The organism is Streptomyces sp. NPDC096152 (assembly GCF_044763235.1).
Taxonomy (GTDB): domain Bacteria; phylum Actinomycetota; class Actinomycetes; order Streptomycetales; family Streptomycetaceae; genus Streptomyces.
Genome location: NZ_JBIWFW010000001.1, coordinates 702,288 through 723,411 on the forward strand (window position 1 = coordinate 702,288; position 21,124 = coordinate 723,411).

At 73.6% G+C, this 21,124-nt stretch carries 20 protein-coding genes and 1 other RNA gene; 10 read left to right on the top strand and 11 right to left on the bottom strand.

What is annotated here, in order from left to right; all coding sequences use genetic code 11:
* The first annotated feature begins 43 nt into the window (after window positions 1-43).
* The 3 genes from ACIQ9G_RS03085 to rnpB all read left to right on the top strand — a co-directional run bounded on the left by ACIQ9G_RS03085 (window position 44) and on the right by rnpB (window position 2,729).
* Window positions 44-1,528: an RNB domain-containing ribonuclease gene (locus tag ACIQ9G_RS03085; RefSeq protein ID WP_403605394.1), complete on the top strand. Its 1,485-nt coding sequence runs from the start codon at window positions 44-46 to the stop codon at window positions 1,526-1,528.
* A 168-nt stretch (window positions 1,529-1,696) separates the two neighbouring features.
* Window positions 1,697-2,275: a Uma2 family endonuclease gene (locus tag ACIQ9G_RS03090; RefSeq protein ID WP_403605397.1), complete on the top strand. Its 579-nt coding sequence runs from the start codon at window positions 1,697-1,699 to the stop codon at window positions 2,273-2,275.
* A 50-nt stretch (window positions 2,276-2,325) separates the two neighbouring features.
* Window positions 2,326-2,729: RNase P RNA component class A (rnpB, locus tag ACIQ9G_RS03095), an RNA gene on the top strand.
* A gap of 452 nt (window positions 2,730-3,181) precedes the next feature.
* On the opposite strand, the gene ACIQ9G_RS03100 is transcribed toward rnpB, so the two are convergent.
* Window positions 3,182-3,538, bottom strand: coding sequence for a MazG-like family protein (locus ACIQ9G_RS03100; protein ID WP_403605400.1), 357 nt, complete (start codon window positions 3,536-3,538; stop codon window positions 3,182-3,184).
* A gap of 36 nt (window positions 3,539-3,574) precedes the next feature.
* The gene (locus ACIQ9G_RS03105; RefSeq protein WP_403605403.1) at window positions 3,575-4,132 is read right to left on the bottom strand and encodes a DoxX family membrane protein; all 558 of its coding nucleotides are present in this window, start codon (window positions 4,130-4,132) and stop codon (window positions 3,575-3,577) included.
* Window positions 4,133-4,343: 211 nt separating this feature from the next.
* On the opposite strand from ACIQ9G_RS03105, the gene ACIQ9G_RS03110 reads away from it, so the two are divergent.
* Window positions 4,344-4,670 (top strand): nuclear transport factor 2 family protein, encoded by a 327-nt coding sequence (locus tag ACIQ9G_RS03110; protein WP_403605406.1) that lies wholly within the window; start codon window positions 4,344-4,346, stop codon window positions 4,668-4,670.
* Between the two features lie 200 nt (window positions 4,671-4,870).
* A complete protein-coding gene (locus ACIQ9G_RS03115; protein WP_403605409.1) occupies window positions 4,871-6,193 on the top strand; it encodes a D-alanyl-D-alanine carboxypeptidase family protein in 1,323 nt (440 codons plus the stop codon).
* Between the two features lie 264 nt (window positions 6,194-6,457).
* Here the strand turns inward: ACIQ9G_RS03115 and ACIQ9G_RS03120 are convergent, their stop codons facing one another.
* Both ACIQ9G_RS03120 and ACIQ9G_RS03125 read right to left on the bottom strand, forming a co-directional pair.
* Window positions 6,458-7,216: an SDR family oxidoreductase gene (locus ACIQ9G_RS03120; protein ID WP_403605412.1), complete on the bottom strand. Its 759-nt coding sequence runs from the start codon at window positions 7,214-7,216 to the stop codon at window positions 6,458-6,460.
* Between the two features lie 75 nt (window positions 7,217-7,291).
* A complete protein-coding gene (locus tag ACIQ9G_RS03125) occupies window positions 7,292-8,320 on the bottom strand; it encodes a Gfo/Idh/MocA family protein (RefSeq protein WP_403605415.1) in 1,029 nt (342 codons plus the stop codon).
* Between the two features lie 89 nt (window positions 8,321-8,409).
* Here ACIQ9G_RS03125 and ACIQ9G_RS03130 point away from each other — a divergent pair, with 89 nt between their 5' ends.
* The 3 genes from ACIQ9G_RS03130 (at window position 8,410) to ACIQ9G_RS03140 (ending at window position 12,088) form a co-directional block, all read left to right on the top strand.
* On the top strand, window positions 8,410-9,747 hold the full coding sequence (locus ACIQ9G_RS03130; protein WP_403605418.1) for a multidrug effflux MFS transporter: 1,338 nt from the start codon (window positions 8,410-8,412) through the stop codon (window positions 9,745-9,747).
* The gene (locus ACIQ9G_RS03135; RefSeq protein ID WP_403606754.1) at window positions 9,744-10,874 is read left to right on the top strand and encodes a serine hydrolase domain-containing protein; all 1,131 of its coding nucleotides are present in this window, start codon (window positions 9,744-9,746) and stop codon (window positions 10,872-10,874) included. Before ACIQ9G_RS03130 ends, ACIQ9G_RS03135 begins: the two co-directional genes overlap by 4 nt.
* 218 nt (window positions 10,875-11,092) lie before the next feature.
* On the top strand, window positions 11,093-12,088 hold the full coding sequence (locus ACIQ9G_RS03140) for a small ribosomal subunit Rsm22 family protein (RefSeq protein ID WP_403605421.1): 996 nt from the start codon (window positions 11,093-11,095) through the stop codon (window positions 12,086-12,088).
* On the opposite strand, the gene ddaH is transcribed toward ACIQ9G_RS03140, so the two are convergent.
* Window positions 12,077-12,898 (bottom strand): dimethylargininase, encoded by an 822-nt coding sequence (ddaH, locus tag ACIQ9G_RS03145; RefSeq protein ID WP_403605424.1) that lies wholly within the window; start codon window positions 12,896-12,898, stop codon window positions 12,077-12,079. The two genes, ACIQ9G_RS03140 and ddaH, sit on opposite strands and share 12 nt — an antisense overlap.
* Before the next feature lie 266 nt (window positions 12,899-13,164).
* On the opposite strand from ddaH, the gene ACIQ9G_RS03150 reads away from it, so the two are divergent.
* Entirely contained in the window at window positions 13,165-13,902 is a 738-nt protein-coding gene (locus ACIQ9G_RS03150; protein WP_403605427.1) for a bifunctional DNA primase/polymerase, read from the top strand.
* Between the two features lie 231 nt (window positions 13,903-14,133).
* Here ACIQ9G_RS03150 and ACIQ9G_RS03155 read toward each other — a convergent pair whose 3' ends face one another.
* From ACIQ9G_RS03155 to efeO, 4 genes are all read right to left on the bottom strand, one after another.
* On the bottom strand, window positions 14,134-15,135 hold the full coding sequence (locus ACIQ9G_RS03155; protein WP_403605430.1) for a hypothetical protein: 1,002 nt from the start codon (window positions 15,133-15,135) through the stop codon (window positions 14,134-14,136).
* 170 nt (window positions 15,136-15,305) lie between these two features.
* Window positions 15,306-16,157, bottom strand: a complete 852-nt coding sequence (gene efeU, locus ACIQ9G_RS03160) for an iron uptake transporter permease EfeU (RefSeq protein ID WP_403605433.1) — start codon at window positions 16,155-16,157, stop codon at window positions 15,306-15,308.
* Between the two features lie 3 nt (window positions 16,158-16,160).
* The gene (gene efeB, locus ACIQ9G_RS03165; protein ID WP_403605436.1) at window positions 16,161-17,435 is read right to left on the bottom strand and encodes an iron uptake transporter deferrochelatase/peroxidase subunit; all 1,275 of its coding nucleotides are present in this window, start codon (window positions 17,433-17,435) and stop codon (window positions 16,161-16,163) included.
* 14 nt (window positions 17,436-17,449) lie between these two features.
* Window positions 17,450-18,589, bottom strand: coding sequence for an iron uptake system protein EfeO (gene efeO / locus ACIQ9G_RS03170; RefSeq protein ID WP_403605438.1), 1,140 nt, complete (start codon window positions 18,587-18,589; stop codon window positions 17,450-17,452).
* A gap of 204 nt (window positions 18,590-18,793) precedes the next feature.
* On the opposite strand from efeO, the gene ACIQ9G_RS03175 reads away from it, so the two are divergent.
* A complete protein-coding gene (locus ACIQ9G_RS03175; RefSeq protein WP_403605441.1) occupies window positions 18,794-19,438 on the top strand; it encodes a PhzF family phenazine biosynthesis protein in 645 nt (214 codons plus the stop codon).
* Window positions 19,439-19,531: 93 nt separating this feature from the next.
* Here the strand turns inward: ACIQ9G_RS03175 and ACIQ9G_RS03180 are convergent, their stop codons facing one another.
* Together ACIQ9G_RS03180 and map are read right to left on the bottom strand one after the other, a co-directional pair.
* Window positions 19,532-20,179 carry a heme oxygenase (biliverdin-producing) gene (locus ACIQ9G_RS03180; RefSeq protein WP_403605444.1) on the bottom strand — a complete coding sequence of 216 codons (648 nt, stop codon included), beginning with the start codon at window positions 20,177-20,179 and terminating at the stop codon, window positions 19,532-19,534.
* 75 nt (window positions 20,180-20,254) lie between these two features.
* The gene (map, locus tag ACIQ9G_RS03185) at window positions 20,255-21,112 is read right to left on the bottom strand and encodes a type I methionyl aminopeptidase (protein WP_403605447.1); all 858 of its coding nucleotides are present in this window, start codon (window positions 21,110-21,112) and stop codon (window positions 20,255-20,257) included.
* Between the last annotated feature and the right edge of the window lie 12 nt (window positions 21,113-21,124).

Consider the following 21,124-nt stretch of genomic DNA (forward strand, 5'->3'; position numbering starts at 1 on the left):
CGTACGGCGTGCCGCCCGGGCACCCCCGGCCTACGCTCGCTGTATGTCCCGCCGCCGCATCCGCGTGACCGGCGCTCCCGGAGCGCCCCTGAGGGCCGCGCTCGCCGCGCTGCGCACCGCGCCTGGGGTGCCCGGCGGCTTCCCGCCCGAGGTCCTGGCCGAGGCCGAACGGGCGGCACGGGACCCCGCCCTCCCCCTCGCAGCGCTCGCAGGGCTGGAAGCGCTCGCAGCCCGCGCACCCCGCGAAGACGCCACCGACGTGCCCTTCTTCACCCTCACCCGGCCCGGCGCCACCACCCTCGGCCGGGCCGTGCACCTGTCCAGGAGGGGCACCGGCCACCGCGTGCGGTACGCCGTCGCGGACGTCGCCGCCTTCGTCGTACCGTCCGGCCCGGTGGACGCCGAGACGCACCGCAGGGTCATCACGCTGTGCTTCCCCGACGGGAACGTCCCGCTGCACCCGGCCGTCCTCGGCGAGGGCGCGGCGAGCCTGCTGCCCGGACGGACCCGCCCGGCCGTCCTGTGGACGCTGGACCTGGACGCGGACGGCCGGGTCCTCGCCGTCGACCTCCGGCGCGCGCTGGTGCGCAGCCGCGCACGGCTCGCCCCCGCCGAGGTCCAGCACGCGATCGACGCCGGGACCGCCGAGGAGCCCCTCGCGCTGCTGGCGGAGGTCGGGCGGCTGTGCGAGGGGCTGGAGGCCGAGCGCGGCGGCATCTCGCTCACCCTGCCCGAGCAGGAGATCGCCGCGTACGGCTCCGAGTACCGGGTCGCCTACCGCGTGCCGCCCGCCGTCGAGCGCCGGTACGCCCAGCTCTCCCTGCTGCCCGGCATGGCGGCGGCCGAGCTGATGCTGAGGCAGGGGACGGGCGTGCTGCGCACCCTGCCCGCCGCCCCCGACGGCGCGGTCGGCCGGCTGCGCCGCACCGCGCACGCCCTGCGCATCGACTGGCCGCACCACGTCTCCTACGCGGACCTCGTCCGCTCCCTCGACCCGCACCGGCCGCCGCACGCGGCCTTCCTCCAGGAGTGCACGACCCTGCTGCGCGGCGCGGGCCACACCGTCTTCCGGGACGGCAGGCTGCCGGAGCTCACCACCCACGCCGCCGTCGCCGCCCCCTACGCCCACTGCACCGCCCCGCTGCACCGCCTCGCCGACCGGTACGCCACCGAGATCTGTCTCGCCGCCGCAGCCGGCCAGGACCCGCCCGACTGGGTGCTCGCCGCGCTGGACGCGCTGCCCGCGGAGATGGCCGAGGGCACCCGGCGCGCGGACGCCGCCGAACAGGACTGCCTGCGCGCGCTGGAGGCCGCGCTGCTGGCGGACCGTACCGGCGACGTGTTCGACGCCTGCGTCATCGACGTGGAGGAGCGGCACCCCACCACCGGCACCGTGCAACTGACCTCCCCACCCGTCGTGGCCCCCGTCGAGAGCCCCGGCACCCCCCTCCCGCTGGGCGAGGACCTGCGCGTACGTCTCACCCGGGCCGACCCGGTCACGGCGACCCTGCGCTTCACACCCGCGTGAGCTCCCGACGAGCCGGACGGCGCTCGTACGTCTCCCGTTCGTCCCCTTCGTTTCATCCCGGACGCGGGCCGCGATCGTGTGCCACGATCGAGGGAACGGTTCCCGATCTCATGGACAGGTGATCTTGGGATGTCCCAGTCTGGCGAGCGACCGAAGGAGGGGCGTGACATGACTGCCGTGGCGCACGAGCCCACCACGCCGGCCGAGGGACTGCTGGAGATCTTCCTGTCCCTCGACACCCCGGCAGGCTTCCGGGCCGAACTGATCGAGGGGGAGATCGTCGTGACACCGCCGCCGGACGGGGAGCACGAGGACTACATCGAGCTGATCGTGAGGCAGGTGTACGGGCGGTCCCTTACCGACATGCAGTTCTCCGGGAACAAGGGCTTGAAGTTGATCAGTGGAGGACACTGCCCGAAGAATCATGTGATCCCGGACGGCACCTTCGCGCCCAGGGCGCTGCGCCTCTACCGGGGTGCCGACCCATGGATGCCCTGCGACGGCGTCGCCATGGTGCTGGAGGTGACCTCCACGAAGCCGGAGGCCGACCGCGAGGCCAAGCGCCGGTGCTACGCCCGCGCCGGGATCCCGCTCTACCTGCTCGTCGACCGGGATGCCGCCTCGATCACCCTGTTCAGCGAGCCGAGGGGCGACGACTACCCCGAGCTGTGCACCCGTCCCTTCGGCAAGCCGCTCGCCCTCCCCGACCCCTTCGCCTTCGATCTGGACACGGCGGACTTCCTCTGACGGGGCGATCGGGCACCCCAGGCGCCCGGTACCATGGTCGACACGGCAGACGAGCCGGGCGGGCGGCCGCGTGGAGTCCTTCAGGGGGCTTCCCGAGGAACGTCCGGGCTCCACAGGGCAGGGTGGTGGCTAACGGCCACCCGGGGTGACCCGCGGGACAGTGCCACAGAAAGCAGACCGCCGGGGGCTTCGGCCCTCGGTAAGGGTGAAACGGTGGTGTAAGAGACCACCAGTGCCCAGGGTGACCTGGGCAGCTAGGTAAACCCCACCCGGAGCAAGGTCAAAAGGAGCGCCGTGAAAAGCGCTCTGCGCGGACATTCGAGGGCTGCCCGCCCGAGTCCGCGGGTGGACCGCACGAGGCCGGTGGCAACACCGGCCCTAGATGGATGGCCGTCGCCGGAGGGCCCGCGAGGACCCTCCGGAACAGAACCCGGCGTACAGCCCGACTCGTCTGCCCCCTCCTCCTGGTCGACGCTCTCAACGCCCGCTGGGGCGTCGGCACCGAACCGGGCCGGCCAAGACGGTCTGGGCCGAGATCGAGTGCTGATCCCATTGCTACGCCCCAGCCATCCTCTGGCTGATCGACTCCAGCCACTGCCGATGTGACATTCCGTTCGGGGGCAGAAGATCGAGCCCCAGCGCCGTCGTCGCAGTGTGGAGTTCCTGGTCCGAGGAACGTCACACCAGGCCCCGCTGCACCAAACCGCGATCGAATCGCGACAGTGAAGGGATGGGCGACCGCCGCAAGACCGCCCGCCTGCGGCGGAGCCTTTTCGGACACCGCGGCGAGGGCGCCGAACCGGGGCGTTTCTCGCCCAAGCACCCGCGCGATCACGTCGAGCGACAGTGGCACGCCTGTTCATTGCTCCGCGTGGGTGGGCTCTTCCTGCGCGACGCTGCGCGGCCTCAGCGGTCGGCGCCCGTCCCCAGTGACCGAGCCGTCACCCGCGCCAGGTGTCGCGTGAACACCTCGCGGGTCTCCGGGGTCAGGGTGCGCAGGGCGACCAGGGCCGTGATCGCCACGTCGCAGAGTTCCGCCTGGACGTCGTCCCACGTGTGGGTCGTGCCCTTGCGGGGATTGTGGCCCGTTGCGCCGATCACCGCCTCGGCGACCTCGCCGACCTCCTCCGACAGCTTCAGCATGCGCAGCAGAAGCCCCTCGCGGCCGCCGTAAGGACTCTCGCCGTCCAGCCACTTCCACAGGTCGTCGATGGAGTCCCACACGTCCGTATGCGCCGCCCCCGGCGAGTGCTGATCAGCCATGCTCTCAGCGTGCCAGGCGGTCGCGCCCGGCCGCGCCTACTCCATCAGGTCCTCCTCGAACAGCACCTCCTGTTCGCCCTCCCGCTGCCTGCGCAGCCGCCGGTTGCGGGTGCCCACGACCACCGCCGTCGCCGCGGCCACCGTCGCGAACGCCGCCGGCACCATCCAGCCGCGGTCGACCGCGTGACCCAGGGCGTGGTCCAGGGAGAGGCGGCCGGGGCCCGACACGGCGAGCCCGGCGGAGGTCAGGCCGAGGGTGGCCGCGTACTCGTAGCCGCCGCTCTGGGCGAAGAATCCGTTGGGCGCGTGCACCGCCGCGGCCCCCGCCATCGCGCCGGCCGCCGACGCGCCCGCCGCGGGGGTCGCGAGTCCCAGCGCCAGCAGCAGGCCGCCGCCCGCCTCCGCCAGTCCCGCCGCGGTGGCGCTCGCCCGGCCGGGCCGGTAGCCGACGGACTCCATGAACTGGCCGGTCCCCTCGATGCCGCCGCCGCCGAACCAGCCGAACAGCTTCTGCGCGCCGTGCGCGGCCAGCACGCCGCCGGTGCCCAGTCGGAGCAGCAGCAGGCCGAGATCGCGTCGGTCGTAACAGGTCACGGTGACTCCCCAGGCGGACAGACGGGCTGGCGGACAGGTGGGCGGACGGAGAACGCATTCATGCAGACAGGCGGGCCTTCGGGCGGACGGTGCGTGGACAGTGGGGCGCGTCCTTCCGCGTTCCCACCGTCGCACCCGCACCGGCCCCCGGGCCCGTCCTGGGGCGCCGTTCGGGTGGCGGGGGGCCGGGGGCGGTGTGAACCTGACCGACATGACGATTTCGACCGCCAAACTGAGCGACCCGGCCGTCCGTGCCTTCGTCACCGCCGTCAACGGCCACGACCGCGAGGGCTTCATGCAGCTCCTCGCGCCCGGCGCGACCATGTCGGACGACGGTTCCGACCGCGACCTCGCCGAGTGGATCGAGCAGGAGATCTTCTCCACGCACGGCCACATGGAGGTCGACAACGAGTCCCGGGGCGGCCGCGCGCTCCTCGCCCGCTACAGCAACGACACCTGGGGCGAGATGCGCACCCGGTGGAGCTTCGTCGTCGCCGACGACGGGCGGATCTCCCGGTTCGAGACCGGGCAGGCCTAGGGCCTACGGGGCAATGCACCTGGATCAAACGGGACATGCCCCGGACGGAACCCCGGGCGGGACTCGGGCGGGGCCCGGCCGGAGCGCGGGCCGAGCCCCGGCGTGACGGCACCCGAACGGAACGTGGCTTTGATGATCCTTTGATAGGGCTTTGAGGCCCCTCTGTGCACGGGCGCGGGCTGACTCTGTACGGTCCCGACGTGCGTGATTCGTCTCGGTTCCCCCGTCCGGCCCCCGCCCGTCCGTCCCGGCGATCCCTGTTCGCCGTCGCCCTCGCCGCGGCCACCCCACCGGTCGCCGCGGCCGCCCCGGCCCACGCCGCGGCCCCCGCCACCACCCCCGCCGTCGGCGGAGAGCGGCTCGCCCGCGACGGGGTGCAGGTGAACGGCGCCACCGACCTGCCGAAGGGACTCACCGCCCGCTCCTGGCTCGTCGCCGACGCGGACACGGGCGAGGTGCTCGCCTCCTACCGCGCGCACCGGCGCCTGGCTCCCGCCTCCACGCTGAAGATGCTGTTCGCCGACACGGTGCTGAGGAAGTTCGACCGTGCCGAGCGGCACACCGTCACCGCCGCCGACCTCGCCGACATCCCGCTGGGCTCCAGCCTCGTCGGTATCAGGCCCGGGATCACGTACACCGTCGAGCAGTTGTGGCAGGGCGTGTTCCTGCGCTCGGGCAACGACGCGGTGCACGTGCTCGCCCACATGAACGGCGGCGTGGCGAAGACGGTCGCCGAGATGCAGGCCAGGGCCGCCGACCTGCAGGCCCTGGACACCCGCGTGGTCAGCCCCGACGGCTTCGACCATCCGGGCCAGCTCTCCTCCGCGTACGACCTGACGCTGTTCGCCCGGCACGGGCTGAAGGACGCCGACTTCCGCGCCTACTGCGGCACGCGGACCGCCGCCTTCCCGGCCGGCGGGAACAAGACGTTCCAGATCCAGAACACCGACCGTCTGCTGACCGGCTCGTGGGGTCTGCGGACGTACGACGGCCTGATCGGGGTGAAGAACGGCTACACCAGCGACGCCGGCAACACCTTCACCGGCGCGGCCACCCGGGGCGGGCGCACCCTGCTCGTCACCGTGATGCACCCCGGCAGCGGCGGCAACGGCGTCTACGAGGAGACCGCCGCCCTGCTCGACTGGGGTTTCGCGCAGGGGTCCTCGACGCGGGCGGTGGGCGCGCTGGTCGGCCCGCTGAGCGAGGGCGGGGCCCGCGCGGGCGCCGAAGCCGTCCGGAAGTCCGTGCGGGCCGCTGCCGGGGCGCCCGGCATGGCGGTGGGCAAGCCCTCGGCCTGGCGGCTGCTCGAAGGGGCGGGCGGAACGGTCGTGCTGCTGGCCGGCGGGGTGTGGGCGCTGCGCCGCCGGCTCAGGCCGGCGACGGCCGGGGCGGACTCCGGGGGCAAGGGCTCCGGGCGCAAGGACTCCGGGGGCAGGGACTTCGGAGGCAAGGGCTCCGGGCGCGAGGACTCCTTGGGCAAGGACCTCGGAGGCAAGGACTCAGGGGGCCGGCACCGGCGCTGACCGCCGAAATGGGCGGCAGCCGTTCCGCGCACCGTTGCGCACCCCGCGGTCCCGCGGCGGGGTCCACCCCCAGCCGGTGCCGTGGAACGGCTGCCGCCTCCCCCCTTGGTGTGGCTCTCGGCACCGTCGGCGGAAGCGTGCTCCTCCAACTGTGAAGCTGTTGTGGAGGAGATGAAGAGCATAAGCCCGCTATAGGCCCAGATGGTGCGGAGTTCATGATTCCGCTTGTGTGGATTGCCTTTCGGGGGCCGGGCGCGGTACCGGTCAGCCCCGCCCGACGTACGGCATGCCCGTCGCCAGCACCGTCGCGAACTGCACGTTCGCCTCCAGCGGCAGCTCCGCCATGTGCCGCACCGTGCGGGCCACGTCGGCGACGTCCATCACCGGTTCCGGGACGACCTCCCCGTTGGCCTGGAGTGCGCCGGTCCGCATCCCGGCCGTCATGCCGGTGGCCGCGTTGCCGATGTCGATCTGCCCGGCCGCGATCCGGTACGGCCGCCCGTCCAGCGACAGCGACTTGGTCAGCCCCGTCAGCGCGTGCTTGGTGGCGGTGTACGGCGCCGAGTGCGGCCGGGGCGCGTGCGCCGAGACGGAGCCGTTGTTGATGATCCGGCCGCCCTGCGGGTCCTGTTCCTTCATCCGCCGGTACGCCGCCTGCGCGCACAGGAACGCCCCGTTGAGGTTGGTGTCCACCACATGCCGCCACGCCTCGTAGGGCAGATCCTCGACCGGCACCCCGCCGGGCCCGAACGTCCCCGCGTTGTTGAACAGCAGGTCCACCCGCCCGAAGCGTTCCACGGTGGCCGAGAACAGCGCGGCCACCTCGTCCGGCCGCGACACGTCGGTGCGCACGGCGAGGCAGGCGGCCCCCGGCACGAGCTCCGCCGTCTCCGTCAGCGTCTCGGGGCGCCGCCCGGCCAGCGCCACCGACCAGCCCGCACCCACCAGTTCCACGGCCACGGCCCGCCCGATCCCGGAACCGGCGCCGGTCACCACGGCGATCTTCGCATCCCTGTCAGTCATGCCCCGGAGCGTACGAGGGTGCTCCGTCATACGGAATCCACTGTCCGTCACGCGGATGCGAACCTCCGGAAGGCCTCAGACGAGCACCGGCTCCGCGTCCTCCCCCGGATAGCGGACCCCGATCCGCTCCCGCACCGCGTCCAGCGTGCGCATCACGGCCAGGGTGCCGTCCAGGGGCACGAGCGGTGACTCGGTCTCGCCCGCGCGCAGTGCGCGCATCACCTCCAGCGCCTCGTGCCGCAGGCTGGTGCGCGGGCCGTCGGCCGGGTCGGCGGCGAACTCCTCCGGCTCCCGGCCGTCGCGGTGCAGGACGAGGCGGTCCGGGTGGAAGAAGCCGGACGGGACGTCGATGCGGCCCCGGGAGCCGGTGACCGAGGCGGAGGTCGCCGTACCGCCGGTGATGGAGCAGTGGACGGACGCCAGGGCGCCGCCGTCCCAGGAGAGCAGGGCCCCGGTCTGCAGGTCGACGCCCTCGGGGGAGAGCACCGCGCGCGCCGTCACGTCCGCCGGCTCACCCAGCAGCAGCTGCGCGAACGACACCGGATACACGCCGAGGTCGAGCAGCGCCCCGCCGCCGAGGTGCGGGTCCCGCAGCCGGTGCGCGGGCGGGAACGGCCCGGAGAGCCCGAAGTCGGCCTGGACGGTGCGCACCTCACCGATCGCGCCGTCGTCGACCAGCGCCTTCAGCCGCCGAACGAGCGGGTTGCAGTACATCCACATGGCCTCCATCAGGAAGCGCCCGCGCTCCCGGGCCAGCGTCACCAGCTCCTCGGCCTCCCGCAGGTTCAGCGTGAACGGCTTCTCGCACAGCACGTTCCGCCCGGCCTCCAGGCAGAGCCCGGCCGCCGCCCGGTGCGCCGCGTGCGGGGTGGCGACGTAGACGACATCGATGTCCTCGTCCCGGGCGAGCGCCTCCCAGCCGCCGTACGCCCGCGGGATCCCGAACCGCTCCGCGAAGGCCCGGGCAGACTCCTCGCCGCGCGAGGCGACCGCCACCACCTCCGCGTCCGGCAGGTCCACCAGGTCCGCCGCGAAGGCCGCCGCGATCCCTCCCGTCGCCAGGATTCCCCAGCGCACCCTCTGCTCCGCCCTCGGCTCCCTCATCGAAGGACCCCACCCTCGCTCATGTGACGCTCGGCACCGTGTACGAGCTGAGAGCATAGGTGGCGGATCCGATGAAGAGGGAGGGACGCATGCCCGAGGGCGGGGCCTCGACACCGCACGCCTCACCGGCGGCCGTACCCAGGACGGGGCCCTCGGGGCCACCGACGCGCGCGCGGCGCCGCACCGGCCCGCTGCTCACCCTGGTCCTCGGCGGCCTGACCGCCACGCCCCCGCTGGCGATGGACATGTACCTCCCCTCCCTGCCGGAGGTCACCCGCTCCCTGCACGCGCCAGCCGCGACCGTCCAGCTCACGCTCACCGCCTGTCTGGCCGGCATGGCGCTGGGGCAGCTCGTGGTCGGCCCGATGAGCGACCGGTGGGGCCGCCGCCGCCCGCTCCTCGCCGGCCTCGCCGTCTACGTCCTCGCCACCGCGCTGTGCGCCTTCGCGCCCACGGTCGAGTTCCTGGTCGCCTTCCGGCTGGCGCAGGGTCTGGCGGGCGCCGCCGGGATCGTCATCGCGCGGGCGGTCGTCCGGGACCTGTACGACGGCGTGGCCATGGCCCGATTCTTCTCCAGCCTCATGCTGATCTCCGGAGTCGCCCCGATCGTGGCCCCACTGATCGGCGGTCAGATCCTGCGGGTGACCGACTGGCGGGGGGTGTTCGTGGTGCTCACGGCCGTCGGGCTGCTGCTCGGCGCGGCCGTCCTCACCCGGCTGCCGGAGACGCTGCCTGCGGCCGGGCGGCACGGCGGAGGCGTCGGCGAGGCGCTCGGCGCCATGCGCCGGCTGCTCGCCGACCGCGTCTTCACCGGCTACACGCTCGCGGGCGGCTTCGCCTTCGCCGCGCTCTTCGCCTACATATCGGCCTCGCCCTTCGTGATCCAGGAGATCTACGGCGCCTCCCCGCAGACCTTCGCCCTGCTGTTCGGCCTCAACTCGGTCGGGCTGGTCGTGGCCGGCCAGATCAACGGCAAGGTGCTGGTCGGCCGGGTCCGCCTGGACCGGGTGCTGGCCGTCGGCCTGACCCTGATCGTCCTGGCCGCGACCGCCCTGCTGCTGATGGCGTACGGCGTCCTCGGCGAGGCGGGCCTCGCCCCGGTCGCCGCCGCGCTGTTCGTGCTGATGTCCGCGATGGGCATCACCCTGCCCAACACCCAGGCCCTGGCCCTGACGCGCACCCGGCACTCCGCCGGCTCCGCGTCCGCCCTGCTGGGCGCCACCTCCTTCCTCATCGGCGCGGTCGCCTCCCCCCTCGTCGGCATCGCCGGGGAGCACACCGCCGTCCCCATGGCCGTGGTGCAACTGGCGGCGGCACTGGTGGCCCTGGCCTGCTTCGCGGGACTGTGCCGCCCCTGGAACACCCGTGGGAGCGGTGGGGCCCTGCCCTCCCCGCGCGGAGCCGAGAGCCCCGGGGAGGAGAGCTGAGCACGCCGAAGCTGCGTCCCGGCACACCGGAGCGCGCCGGACTCGACCCCGGTGAACTCAAGCAACTCGTCAACGAGGTCCAGGAACTCACCACCGGGGACCGCCCCTGGGCGGCCGGTGCCGTCGTGGTCGCCGGGCGCGGGCCGGTGATCGCCGCGGCCGAGGCGGCGGGCTGGGCCGTGCGGTACGCAGCCCACGACCCGGCGACCGACCGCGGCGTCGAACTGCCGCCCGAGCGACGGGTGCCGATGACCGTCGACACCCCCTTCGACCTCGCCTCGCTCACCAAGCTGTTCACGGCGGTCGCCGCGGTGCAGCAGATCGAGCGGGGCACGCTCGGCATCGACGCGCGCGTGGGGGCGTATCTGCCGGACTTCGGGGCCGCCGCCCGGCACGGCGTCACCGTACGGCAGCTGCTCACCCACACCTCCGGGCTGCGCCCCGAACTCCCGCTGTACGACTGCCCCGACGACGCCTCCCGGTCGGCGCTGCTGCGCGCGGAGGCGCCGGTGGGCCCGCCCGGCACGTACGTCTACTCGGACCTCAACTTCCTCCTGCTCCAGCACCTCCTCGAGCGGCTGACCGGGCGCGGCCTCGACGTCCTCGTGCGCGACGGCATCACCCGCCCGCTGGGCATGACGGCGACCCGCTTCGGACCCTGCCCGGGCGCCGCCGCCACGGAGGACCAGCGGCGGCCCTGGGCCAAGGCGGACCGGGGGATGCTGCGCGGCGGGGTCCACGACGAGAACGCCTGGACGCTGGGCGGCGTGGCCGGTCACGCGGGCCTGTTCTCGACCGGGCGGGACCTCGCCGTCTTCTGCCGCACCCTGCTGGCGGGCGGGGCGTACGGCCCCGCCCGGATCCTCGGCCCCGACTTCGTGGAACTGCTGCTGACCCCGCCGGGGCTCGGCTTCGCCGTGGACCAGCCGTGGTTCATGGGCGAGCTCGCGGGGCGCGGGGCGGCGGGGCACACGGGCTTCACGGGCACCTCCCTGGTCCTTGACCCGGCGACGGACACCTTCCTGGTGCTCCTCGCCAACACGGTCCACCCCCGCAGGCGGCCGCCGGACAGCGGCCCCCGCGCGGCGGCGGCCACCCGGGTGGCACGCGCGGTGCGGGCGGCCTAGGGGAGCGGTCGCGGTCGCGGTTGTGGCCGGGGGGCGTCCGTGTGGGCGGTGGTTGCCGCTGGGGTCGTCGCACGGTGGTGTCGCCCGCGATGGTCGTCCGTGGGAGCGGCCGTTGTGGCCGGGGCGGTCGCCGGTGTCGCGGCGGTGTCGCCGGGGCCGACGTCCGCGGGAGCGGTGGTGCGTCCGGTGGGGTGCCCGGCGGCTCATAGAATCGGCGGGTGAACGTCCCCCTGTCCCCGGCCGAGTCCCTTCGCGCCGCCCTCGCCGGTCTGCTCGACGGGCTCCCGCCCCGGCAGGCCGCGGGCGCCGTCGAGCGGCTGATCGCCAACTACCGGGGGAGCACCCCCACCGACGCCCCCATCCTGCGCGACCGCGCGGACGTGGCCGCGTACGCCGCGTACCGGATGCCGGCCACCTTCGAGGCCGTACGCGCTGCCCTGGCGGCGTTCGCCGCCGCGGCCCCCGGATGGCGGCCCGCCGGCCATGTGGACGTCGGCGGCGGGACCGGCGCCGCCACCTGGGCCGTCAGCGCCACCTGGGACGGCCCGCGTCCGGTGACGGTGCTCGACTGGGCCGAACCCGCGCTGGCGCTCGGCCGGGAGATCGCCGAGGCCAACCCGGCGCTGCGGGAGGCCCGCTGGCAGCGCGCCCGGATCGGCACGGCGCTCGCCCTCGACCCGACCGACCTCGTCACCGTCTCCTACGTCCTCGGCGAGCTGACCGGGGACGACCGCGCCGCCGTGGTCGACGCGGCCGCGGCCGCCGCCCAGGCCGTGGTGGTCGTCGAGCCGGGCACGCCCGACGGCTACGCCCGCGTCATCGAGGCCCGCGACCGTCTGCTGGGGGCAGGCTTCCAGGTCGCCGCGCCCTGCCCGCACAGCGCCGCCTGCCCCATCGTGCCCGGCACGGACTGGTGCCACTTCTCGGCGCGGGTGAGCCGCTCCTCCCTGCACCGGCAGGTCAAGGGCGGCTCCCTGCCCTACGAGGACGAGAAGTTCAGCTACGTCGCCGCCACCCGCTTCCCGGTGTCGCCGGCCCCCGCCCGGGTCGTCCGGCGCCCCCAGATCCGCAAGGGCCAGGTCCTCCTCGACCTGTGCGAGGCCGACGAGCGGCTGAGCCGCCGGACGGTCACCAAACGCCACGGCGACCTGTACAAGACGGCCCGGGACACCGACTGGGGCGACCGGTGGCCGCCCGAAGCCTCAGACGCGTAGCTCCTGGGAGCAGCACTTCACGGCGCCGCCGCCCTTGACGAGTTCGCTCACATCCACGCCGACCGGCTCGAAGCCCCGTTCCCGCAGGGCTTCGCACAGTCCTGCCGCCGCCTGCGGCAGCACCACGCGCAGGCCGTCGGAGACCGCGTTCAGGCCGAACGCGGCGGCGTCGTCGTCGGTCGCGACCAGCGCCCCGGGGAAGAGCCGCCGCAGCACCTCCCGGCTGCCGGGGGAGAAGGCGGCCGGGTAGTACGCGATCTCGTCCGCCGCGTCGTCGAGCACCGCGAGCGCCAGGTCGAGGTGGTAGAAGCGGGGGTCGACCAGTTCCAGGCCGATCACCGGGCGGCCGAAGAACTCCTGCGCCTCGCCGTGCGAGAGCGGGTTGGTGCGAAAGCCCCGGCCCGCCAGCACGTAGGAGGCGGTGACCGCGAAGTCGCCCTCGCCCTCGTTGATGTGCACGGGCACGTGCAGGTGGGTGAAGCCGTTCGCCGCGAACCACTCCAGGTGGGCCTCGGCCTCCGGCTCCCGCTCCGGGTGCGCGAACCGGGCGCCGAACACCCGGCCGTCGACCACCGTGGCGCCGTTCGCCGTGAACACCATGTCGGGCAGGCCGGGCTCGCAGGGCAGCTCCTCCACGGTGTGGCCGAGCGACCGGTGCACCTCGCGCAGATGCTCCCACTGGGCGAGGGCCAGCGCACAGTCGACCGGCTTGGCCGGGTCCATCCACGGGTTGATGGAGTACGTCACGTCGTAGTGCGCGGGTGGGCACATCAGATAGCGCCGGGGTGTGGCGCGGCGGGAACGGGCCAAGGCGGGCTCCTCGGGTGCCGCAGAGCTGCGGGGGACGTACCGCAGGTTGTCGTGGGTGGGTGGGCTGCGTGCTGCGTGCTGCGTGCTGCGTGCTGCGTGGTGAGTGGTGCGTGCTGCGTCTGGTGCCCATGGTGCGCCGGGCCGGGTCGCCGCGCGCGGCGACCCCGGCGCCTTCGGGGGACCCCGGATCCGGGCTCCGGACCCCGGGGGCGCAGGATGGTGGGACCATGGGGCATGGTGACCACAGCAGCGAGGCGAGGGGATAGATGAGCGCGGAGTTCGGCGGACGCACCGGCCGGCAGGGCAGGCTCTCCCAGTGGCTGCGGGGGCGACGCCCGAAGGAGACCGCCGGCGACGGCGGCCGGGAGGCACTGCTGCTGGCCGCGGCGGCCGCGGGCCTGCCGCTGGCCCCCGCCGCGCACCCGGCGGCCGGCTACCGCTGCTCCTGCGACCGCGTCGGCTGTCCCACGCCCGCCCGGCACCCGGTGTCCTTCGCCTGGCAGACGCAGTCCACGACCGACCGCGCGCAGATCGAGCGCTGGGCCCGGAACCAGCCACAGGCCAACTTCATCACCGCGACCGGCATGGTGCACGACGTCCTCGACGTCCCCCTGGAGGCCGGCCGGGTGGCCCTCGCGCGGCTGCTCGCCGCCGGCGTCGAGGTCGGCCCGGTGGCCGAGAGCGACGACGGCCGCATGCTGTTCTTCACCCTCACCCGCGGCACCCCCGAGGACGAGGACGAGTGGTGGCCGTGCGAGCTGGACTGCCACCCGGAGACGATGGACGAGCACCCGGGACTGCGCTGGCACTGCCGCGGCTCCTACGTCCTGGTGCCGCCCGCCCGGCTGCCCGGCGACGACGGCCGGCGGGTGCGCTGGCTGCGCGGCCCGGAGCACGCACTGCCCGACCCGCTGAGCCTGCTGGAGGACCTCACCGACGCCTGCGCCCGCCACACCGGCGAGGAGCCCGACCACGCGGGCTCGGCCTGGCCGCTGCGGCGCTGAGCCCCGCCCCGCGGGCCTCGGACGGGACACCGGCGCCACCGGCCCTGCGCTACCCGGAGAGGTACGAGCCCCACTCGCCCCGCGGGCCTCGGACGGGACACTGGCGCTACCTGCTGCCGCGTGGCCTGGGCGGGGTGCGGGCGCAACTCACCCCCGCGGAGTTCGGGCGAGGCCTGGGCGCCACCGGCTCAGCCGCGGCCGGGCGGCGTGCGTGCGCTCCTCGCCCCGGCGCTACTCGCCCCGCGCCGCCGTCAGCCCCTGGACGCGCCCCAGCATCGACACCTGCGGTCCGCCCGCGGTCCGGCCCGGGTCGAGCGCGACCTCGTTGGAGACGAACTCCATCGTCAGCGACTGCTTGACCTCGCCGGTGGTCAGCGCCTGCACGTCCTTGTTCTGCGCGGGCACGGAGGCCCCCGCGGCGGCCGTCTGCTTCTGGTAGTGGTGCGTGGTGAAGAACACCAGCGCGCCGCCGTCCGCGGTGCGCAGGGCCAGCGGGGCGTAGTCGCCGCTCGTCAGAGGCTCGTCGATGTACTGCGTGGCCAGACCCGGCCGGGTGGCGCCCTTCTCGCGCGCCGTGCGCCACCCGGTGGTGTGCGGGCCCGCCGTGAAGGTGTTCCCGCCGCTCCTCAGATACCTCGCGTAGTCCCGGCTCAGCTCGCCCGGCGCGACCGCCACGTCGGCGGAGTCCGCGGGCACGGCCTCGGCCCAGCCGTCGGCGTCCTGCCGGAACCGCGGTACGTCGCCGGGCGCCACCAGCGTCAGATACGCCACCCGCCACGGCTCGGCGAGACCGCCGCGGGTGAACACCAGCAGCCAGCGCGCGTCACCGCCCTTGTTGCCGCGGGCGTCGGCGAGGAACCAGCGCGGCCAGCCGGCCTTCTTGGGGATGGTGAACCTCGCGTCGGTCAGCTCCAGCGGCGTGTGCGCGGGGTTGCCGTCCGGGTGGTTGGCGTGCCCGGCCTTCAGCCGGGCCGCGTCGATGGCGGCGAGCGCCCCGGTGACGTGGCGGGCGTCCAGGGAGGCGTCGTAGGCCTTGTCGGCCTCGTTGTAGGCGGCGGTGAACCGGCCGAGCGCCTTCTCGGCCTCCGCGCGGGTGGCGGCCGGGAGCACCTCGCGTTCCCCGTGCACCACCACGCACCCGCTCGCCGTCCACGCCAGGGCGGCCACCGAGGCCGCCAGGACCGCCTTCCGCCCGAGCCTGCGAAGCCTGCGAGAGCCGCGAACCCTGCTCATCAGCTACCTTCACCTTCCGCTTCCCGGAGGCGAACCCTACCGGGGCGGGAAGGCACGCGAGTGCCGGGTTCCCTTTACCGTGACCGACCAGGGCGGCGCCCGGGCCGTCGTCACGTCGACCGACCCAGTCCGACCGGGCCGTCGTCACGTCGACCGCCCCGGACGGCCCGTCAGACCTTGTCGTGCACCGGGGGAGTGGACGGCTGCCGCTTCCCGGCGCCCGAACCGGCCGGCGCGAAGAACAGCGCCAGCGTCGGGACCAGGTACACCAGCCACACGGTGGCCTGGAGGACCGTCGGGTCGGGCTGGAAGTTGAACACGCCCTTCAGCAGGGTGCCGTACCAGCTGTCCGGCGGGACGGTGTCGCTGATGTCGAAGGCCAGGCTGCCCAGACCCGGGATCCAGCCGGCCTCCTGGAGGTCGTGCACGCCGTACGCGAGCACGCCCGCCGCGACCACGACCAGCATGGCGCCGGTCCAGGTGAAGAACTTGGCGAGGTTGATCCTCAGGGCGCCGCGGTAGAACAGCCAGCCCAGCAGGACCGCGGTGGCCAGGCCCAGCGCCACCCCGATCAGCGGGCGCGGGGTGCCGTCGGAGGCCGCGTGCACCGACGCCCACACGAACAGGGCGGTCTCCAGGCCCTCACGGCCCACGGCGAGGAACGCCGTGGCCACGAGCGCGCCCGTGCCCATCGCCAGGGCGGCGTCGAGCCGGCCGTGCAGTTCGGACTTCAGGTGCCGGGCGGTGCGCCGCATCCAGAACACCATCCACGTCACCAGGCCGACCGCGACGATCGACAGGGAGCCGCCGAGCGCCTCCTGCGCCTCGAACGTCAGCTCCTGCGAGCCGAATTCGAGGACGCAGCCGAAGCCCATGGCGATGGCGACGGCGATGGTGATGCCGGCCCAGATGGGCTTGAGCGCGTCGCGCCGGCCGGTCTTGACCAGGTAGGCGATCAGGATGCACACGACGAGGCTGGCCTCCAGCCCCTCGCGCAGACCGATCAGATAGTTGGAGAACACGGACTACGCCTCCTCGGACAGCAGCGTACGTCCCCACCAGTCGCCCGCGTCACGGACGCCGGGCGGGACCGCGAAGACCGCCGAACCCACGTGCTGGATGTACTCGTTGAGTGCGTCGTGCGCCGCCAGCCTGCGCTGGAGCGGGATGAATCCCTTGCGCACGTCGCGCTGGTAGGCCAGGAAGAACAGACCGGCGTCCAGGCGGCCGAGGCCGTCGGTGCCGTCGGTGAAGGAGTAGCCCCGGCGCAGGATGGTGATGCCGTCGTTGGAGTCGGGGTGCGCGAGCCGGACGTGCGCGTCGGGCTTCATCGCCTTCAGGAACGGCGCGTCGTGCTCCTTGGCCCTGCCGACCGCGGCGCCCTCGCCCTTGTCCCGGCCGAAGACGTCCTCCTGCTCCTGCAGCGAGGTCCGGTCCCAGGTCTCGATGTTCATGCGGATGCGCCGGGCGACCAGGTACGACCCTCCGGTCATCCAGTCCGGCCCGTCGCCGTCGCCCACCCACACGAACTTCCTCAGCCGGTCCGGCTCGGTGCCCGCGATGTTGCGGGTGCCGTCCTTGAACCCGAAGAGGTTGCGCGGGGTCTGGGCGTGCGGGGTCGTGGACGAGGTCTTGCCGAAGCCGAGCTGGGACCAGCGGACGGCGACCTTGCCGAAGCCGATGCGGGCCAGGTTGCGGATCGCGTGCACGGCGACCTGCGGGTCGTCCGCGCAGGCCTGCACGCACAGGTAGCCGCCGGTGCGCGAGCGGTCCAGGTTGTCGCCGGGGAACTTGGGCAGGTCCACCAGCGCCGCGGGCCGCTTGTCCGCCAGCCCGAACTTGTCGAACAGCGACGGACCGAAGCCGATGGTCAGCGTCAGCCGGGACGGCCGGAGCCCGAGCGCCTCGCCGGTGTCGTCCGGCGGCGCCTCGGCGAGCCCGCCGTACGCGCCCTCGCCGACCGCCTTCCCGGCGGTCATCCGCCGCGCGGCCGCCGTCCACTCCTTCAGCATCCGCACGAACTCGGCGCGGTCCTCGGTCTTCACGTCGAACGCGGCGAAGTGCAGCCGGTCCTGCACGGGGGTGGCGATGCCGGCCTGGTGCGCGCCGTGGAACTCCACCGCGGCGCCCGTCTCGGCGGCGACCGGGTCGGCGTCCTGGCCGGCGCGGGTCATCGCCGCCGCGCCACCGGCCGCGGCGGCGCCGAGCGCGAGCCCGGCCCCGCCCCAGCCGATCAGGGCGCGCCGGGAGGGCGCCTTCGCGGGCTTGCTGTCGGTGGTGGCTTCCTGGGTGTCCGTCATGGTCGTGCGTCCCCTCACTTCACGACGGTGGCGGCGAGCTTGGACAGCGGCTCGGCGAGCGCGTTCACCGCGTCCGAGAGCTCCTTGCGGTCGTCCTGGCCGACCTTGTCGTAGGAGACGAACTCGTACGACGTCTTGCCGGCGCGGTACTTGTCGAGCAGCGCCTCAAGCGCCGCGAACTGCTTGTCGAGCTCCTTGGTCAGCGCCGGGTCGTTGGCCTGCGCCGCCGGCTTCAGCAGCTCGTAGGCCTTCTGGGCGCCCTCGACGTTGCCCTTGAAGTCGACCAGGTCGGTGTGCGAGTAGGCCTCCTCCTCGCCGGTGACCTTGCCGGTGGCGACCTCGTCGAGGAGTTCCTTGGCACCGTTGGCCATGGAGGTCGGGGTGATCTCGGCGGTGGCGACCCGCTTCTGCCAGTCCTTCAGGTCGGTGACCAACTGGCCGGCGAGGGTCTTCTCCTCGGCGCCGATCTTCTTGTCCTGCCACAGCGCCTTCTCCAGGCGGTGCCAGCCGGTCCACTTCTGGCCGCCCTCCAGGCCGTCCTCGCGGACGTCGACCTTCGGGTCGATGTCGCCGAAGGACTCGGCGACCGGCTCGGTGCGCTCCCAGCCCAGCCGCGAGGGCGCGTACGCCTTCTTCGCGGCCTCGAGGTCGCCGGCCTGGACCGCCTTGGTGAAGGTCTCGACCCGGGGCAGGGTCTCGTCGGCCTGCGTCTGCACATAGGCGCGGTAGCCGGCGACGGCCTTGTCCAGCGCCGGGTTGCGCTTGGCCGTCGAGCCGCCGGTCGCCCGGACGTCCTGGCGGATGCCCTTGCCCTTCATGCCGGGCTTGCAGGCGATCCGGTAGGAGCCCGCCTTCACCTCGGCGGTGACCTTCTGCCGGGTGCCGGGACCGATGTTCTCGCGCTCGGCGACGACCCGGTCGTCCGGGAAGAGGACGTAGACCTCGGTGACCTTCGAGCCCTTGTTCTCGATGTCGAGCTCTATGTGGCCGGCCGGGAACTGCTTCTTGGACACCTCGCAGGCGTCGTCGGTCGCGGTCACGTTGATCACGTGGTCGCCGTCCCCGGCCGTGCTCTTCTGCGTGCAGGCCGTCAGGGAGGTCAGGGCGGCCGCGGTGGCGGCGGCGGTGACGACGGAGAGTCGGACGGCTCGCATGCAGGCTCCAGACGAGAACGGTTCGGTGAGGCTTTCCTAAGTTACCTGAGGCTTACCTCACTGGAACCCACCCCCTCCGTGATTCAGCTCGCACGGAAAGCTCACAGACACGGCTTGATCGCGACAGGGGAAAGTAGACACCAAGAGTAGGTAAAGGGGGAGTCAAGGGAGCGTCCCGGGTGGCGCCGGTGCTTCAATTTCCGGGTGACTGACTACGACGTGCTGCGCGTGTTCTGCGGACCGCGGGGCGGCTACGGCAACGAGCTCGGCGTCGTCCGCGACGGCTCTGCGGTCCCGGAGCGGGACGAACGCCAGGAGCTCGCGGCGAAGCTCGGCTTCAGCGAGACGGTGTTCGTCGACGACCCCGAGCGCGGTGTCATCGACATCTACACCCCCACCCTGCGCCTGCCCTTCGCCGGTCACCCCTGCGTGGGCGCGGCCTGGCTGCTGGACGTGCCCGAGGTGGTGACGCCCGCCGGGGTGGCCGGCGCCCGCCTCGACGGGGAGTTCTCCTGGATCGAGGCACGGGCGGAGTGGGTGCCGCCGCGCACCCTGCGCCGCTACGCGACGGCCGCCGAGGTCGACGCGCTGGCCGTGCCCCCGTCCGGCGAATGGCTGTATGCCTGGGCCTGGGAGGACGAGCCCGCCGGGCGGGTGCGCGCCCGCGCCTTCCCGGGCCGCGACGACGGCATCGACGAGGACGAGGCGACGGGCGCGGCCGCCCTGCTGCTCACCGAACAACTGGGCCGCGCCCTCAACATCACCCAGGGCGCCGGCTCGCAGATCCTGACGGCACCGCAGCCGGGCGGCTGGGTGGAGGTCGGCGGACGGGTCGTCCTGGAGCGTTAGGCGCGTCGTCACATCAGGTCGAACCGGGTTGCACCCGGCCGAAGCGGGTCGCGGTGGGTCGCACACGGCGGAAGCGCTCCCGCCCGGGGTCCGCTACGCGCTCAGCGGGAACTCCTCGCCGAGTTCGGCGAGCACGGCGCTGTTCATCGCGAAGGACCGCTGGCACTCCGCGACCATCCGCTGCCGCTCCAGGTCGTCCGCCCGGACCTCGTCCAGCCGGTGCCGGTAGTCGCGCTTGAACGCGGCCGGACTGTCGATCCGGTCGAAGACGTAGAAGCGGACCCCGTCGCCCTTGCGCGGGAACCCCCAGGTCCGCTCCGCCCGGTCGCGGATGATCTGGCCGCCGGAGAGGTCCCCGAGGTAGCGGGTGTAGTGATGGGCGACGTAGCCGGCCGGCCAGGCGCGGGCGCACTCCGCGATCCGGTCCGCGTACACCCGGGTCGCCGGCAGCGCGTCGAGGGTCGAGCGCCAGCCGGGGCCCCGCAGGTGGGCCAGATCCCGCTCCAGGGCCGCCAGGCGCATCAGCTCCGGCCGTATGAACGGCCCGGCCACCGGGTCCGACGCCAGCGGCCCGGCGCCGATCTCCAGCGCCTCGTAGACGAACCAGAGCTGCTCGGTGTAGCGCGCGAAGGCCTCGACGCCGAGCCGGCCGCCGAGCAGGTCGCCCAGGAACGGCGAGGCCTCCGCCGCCCGGTGCTGCTCCTGCGAGGCGGCCCGGACGGCCGCGGAGAAGGGGGCCATGCGCTCTCCCGGTCGATGAGGTTGCCGACATACTGTCGGTAAATCCTATCCCGGGACGGTCGCGGGCGCACCGGCCTACGGCAGCGTGAGGATCTCCGCCCCCGAGTCCGTCACCACCAGCGTGTGCTCGAACTGCGCCGTGCGCCTGCGGTCCTTGGTGACGACCGTCCAGCCGTCGTCCCAGACGTCGTACTCGTGGGTGCCGAGCGTCAGCATCGGCTCGATCGTGAAGGTCATCCCGGGCTGGATGACCGTCGTCGCGTGCGGGCTGTCGTAGTGCGGGACGATCAGGCCGGAGTGGAACGACGAGTTGATGCCGTGTCCGGTGAAGTCCCGCACCACGCCGTATCCGAAGCGCTTGGCGTACGACTCGATGACCCGGCCGATGATGTTGATCTGCCGGCCCGGCCGGACCGCCTTGATCGCGCGGTGGAGGGCCTCGCGGGTGCGCTCGACCAGCAGCCGGCTCTCCTCGTCCACCTCGCCGACCAGGTAGGTGGCGTTGTTGTCACCGTGCACCCCGCCGATGTACGCGGTCACGTCGAGGTTGACGATGTCGCCGTCCCGCAGCACGGTCGAGTCCGGGATGCCGTGGCAGATCACCTCGTTGACGGAGGTGCACAGCGACTTGGGGAAGCCCCGGTAGCCGAGCGTCGAGGGGTAGGCGCCGTGGTCGCACATGAACTCGTGCGCCACCCGGTCCAGCTCGTCCGTCGTCACACCCGGCGCGATGTGCCGGGCGGCCTCCTCCATCGCCTGCGCGGCGATCCGCCCGGCGACCCGCATCGCCTCGACGGTCTCCGGCGTCTGCACCTCCGGCCCGGTGTACGGCTTCGGCGCGGGCCGGCCGACGTACTCGGGGCGGCGGATGTTTCCGGGCACGGAACGGGTGGGGGACAGTTCCCCCGGGACGAGCAGCGACTGGCCAGACATGTCAGCGAGTCT

Coding starts and splice junctions, on each gene's coding strand:
- ACIQ9G_RS03085 (WP_403605394.1), top strand. CDS start 44: ATGTCCCGCCGCCGCATCCGCGTGACCGGCGCTCCCGGAGCGCCCCTG.
- ACIQ9G_RS03090 (WP_403605397.1), top strand. CDS start 1,697: ATGACTGCCGTGGCGCACGAGCCCACCACGCCGGCCGAGGGACTGCTG.
- ACIQ9G_RS03100 (WP_403605400.1), bottom strand. CDS start 3,538: ATGGCTGATCAGCACTCGCCGGGGGCGGCGCATACGGACGTGTGGGAC.
- ACIQ9G_RS03110 (WP_403605406.1), top strand. CDS start 4,344: ATGACGATTTCGACCGCCAAACTGAGCGACCCGGCCGTCCGTGCCTTC.
- ACIQ9G_RS03120 (WP_403605412.1), bottom strand. CDS start 7,216: ATGACTGACAGGGATGCGAAGATCGCCGTGGTGACCGGCGCCGGTTCC.
- ACIQ9G_RS03125 (WP_403605415.1), bottom strand. CDS start 8,320: ATGAGGGAGCCGAGGGCGGAGCAGAGGGTGCGCTGGGGAATCCTGGCG.
- ACIQ9G_RS03130 (WP_403605418.1), top strand. CDS start 8,410: ATGCCCGAGGGCGGGGCCTCGACACCGCACGCCTCACCGGCGGCCGTA.
- ACIQ9G_RS03150 (WP_403605427.1), top strand. CDS start 13,165: ATGAGCGCGGAGTTCGGCGGACGCACCGGCCGGCAGGGCAGGCTCTCC.
- ACIQ9G_RS03155 (WP_403605430.1), bottom strand. CDS start 15,135: ATGAGCAGGGTTCGCGGCTCTCGCAGGCTTCGCAGGCTCGGGCGGAAG.
- efeB (WP_403605436.1), bottom strand. CDS start 17,435: ATGACGGACACCCAGGAAGCCACCACCGACAGCAAGCCCGCGAAGGCG.
- efeO (WP_403605438.1), bottom strand. CDS start 18,589: ATGCGAGCCGTCCGACTCTCCGTCGTCACCGCCGCCGCCACCGCGGCC.
- ACIQ9G_RS03180 (WP_403605444.1), bottom strand. CDS start 20,179: ATGGCCCCCTTCTCCGCGGCCGTCCGGGCCGCCTCGCAGGAGCAGCAC.
- map (WP_403605447.1), bottom strand. CDS start 21,112: ATGTCTGGCCAGTCGCTGCTCGTCCCGGGGGAACTGTCCCCCACCCGT.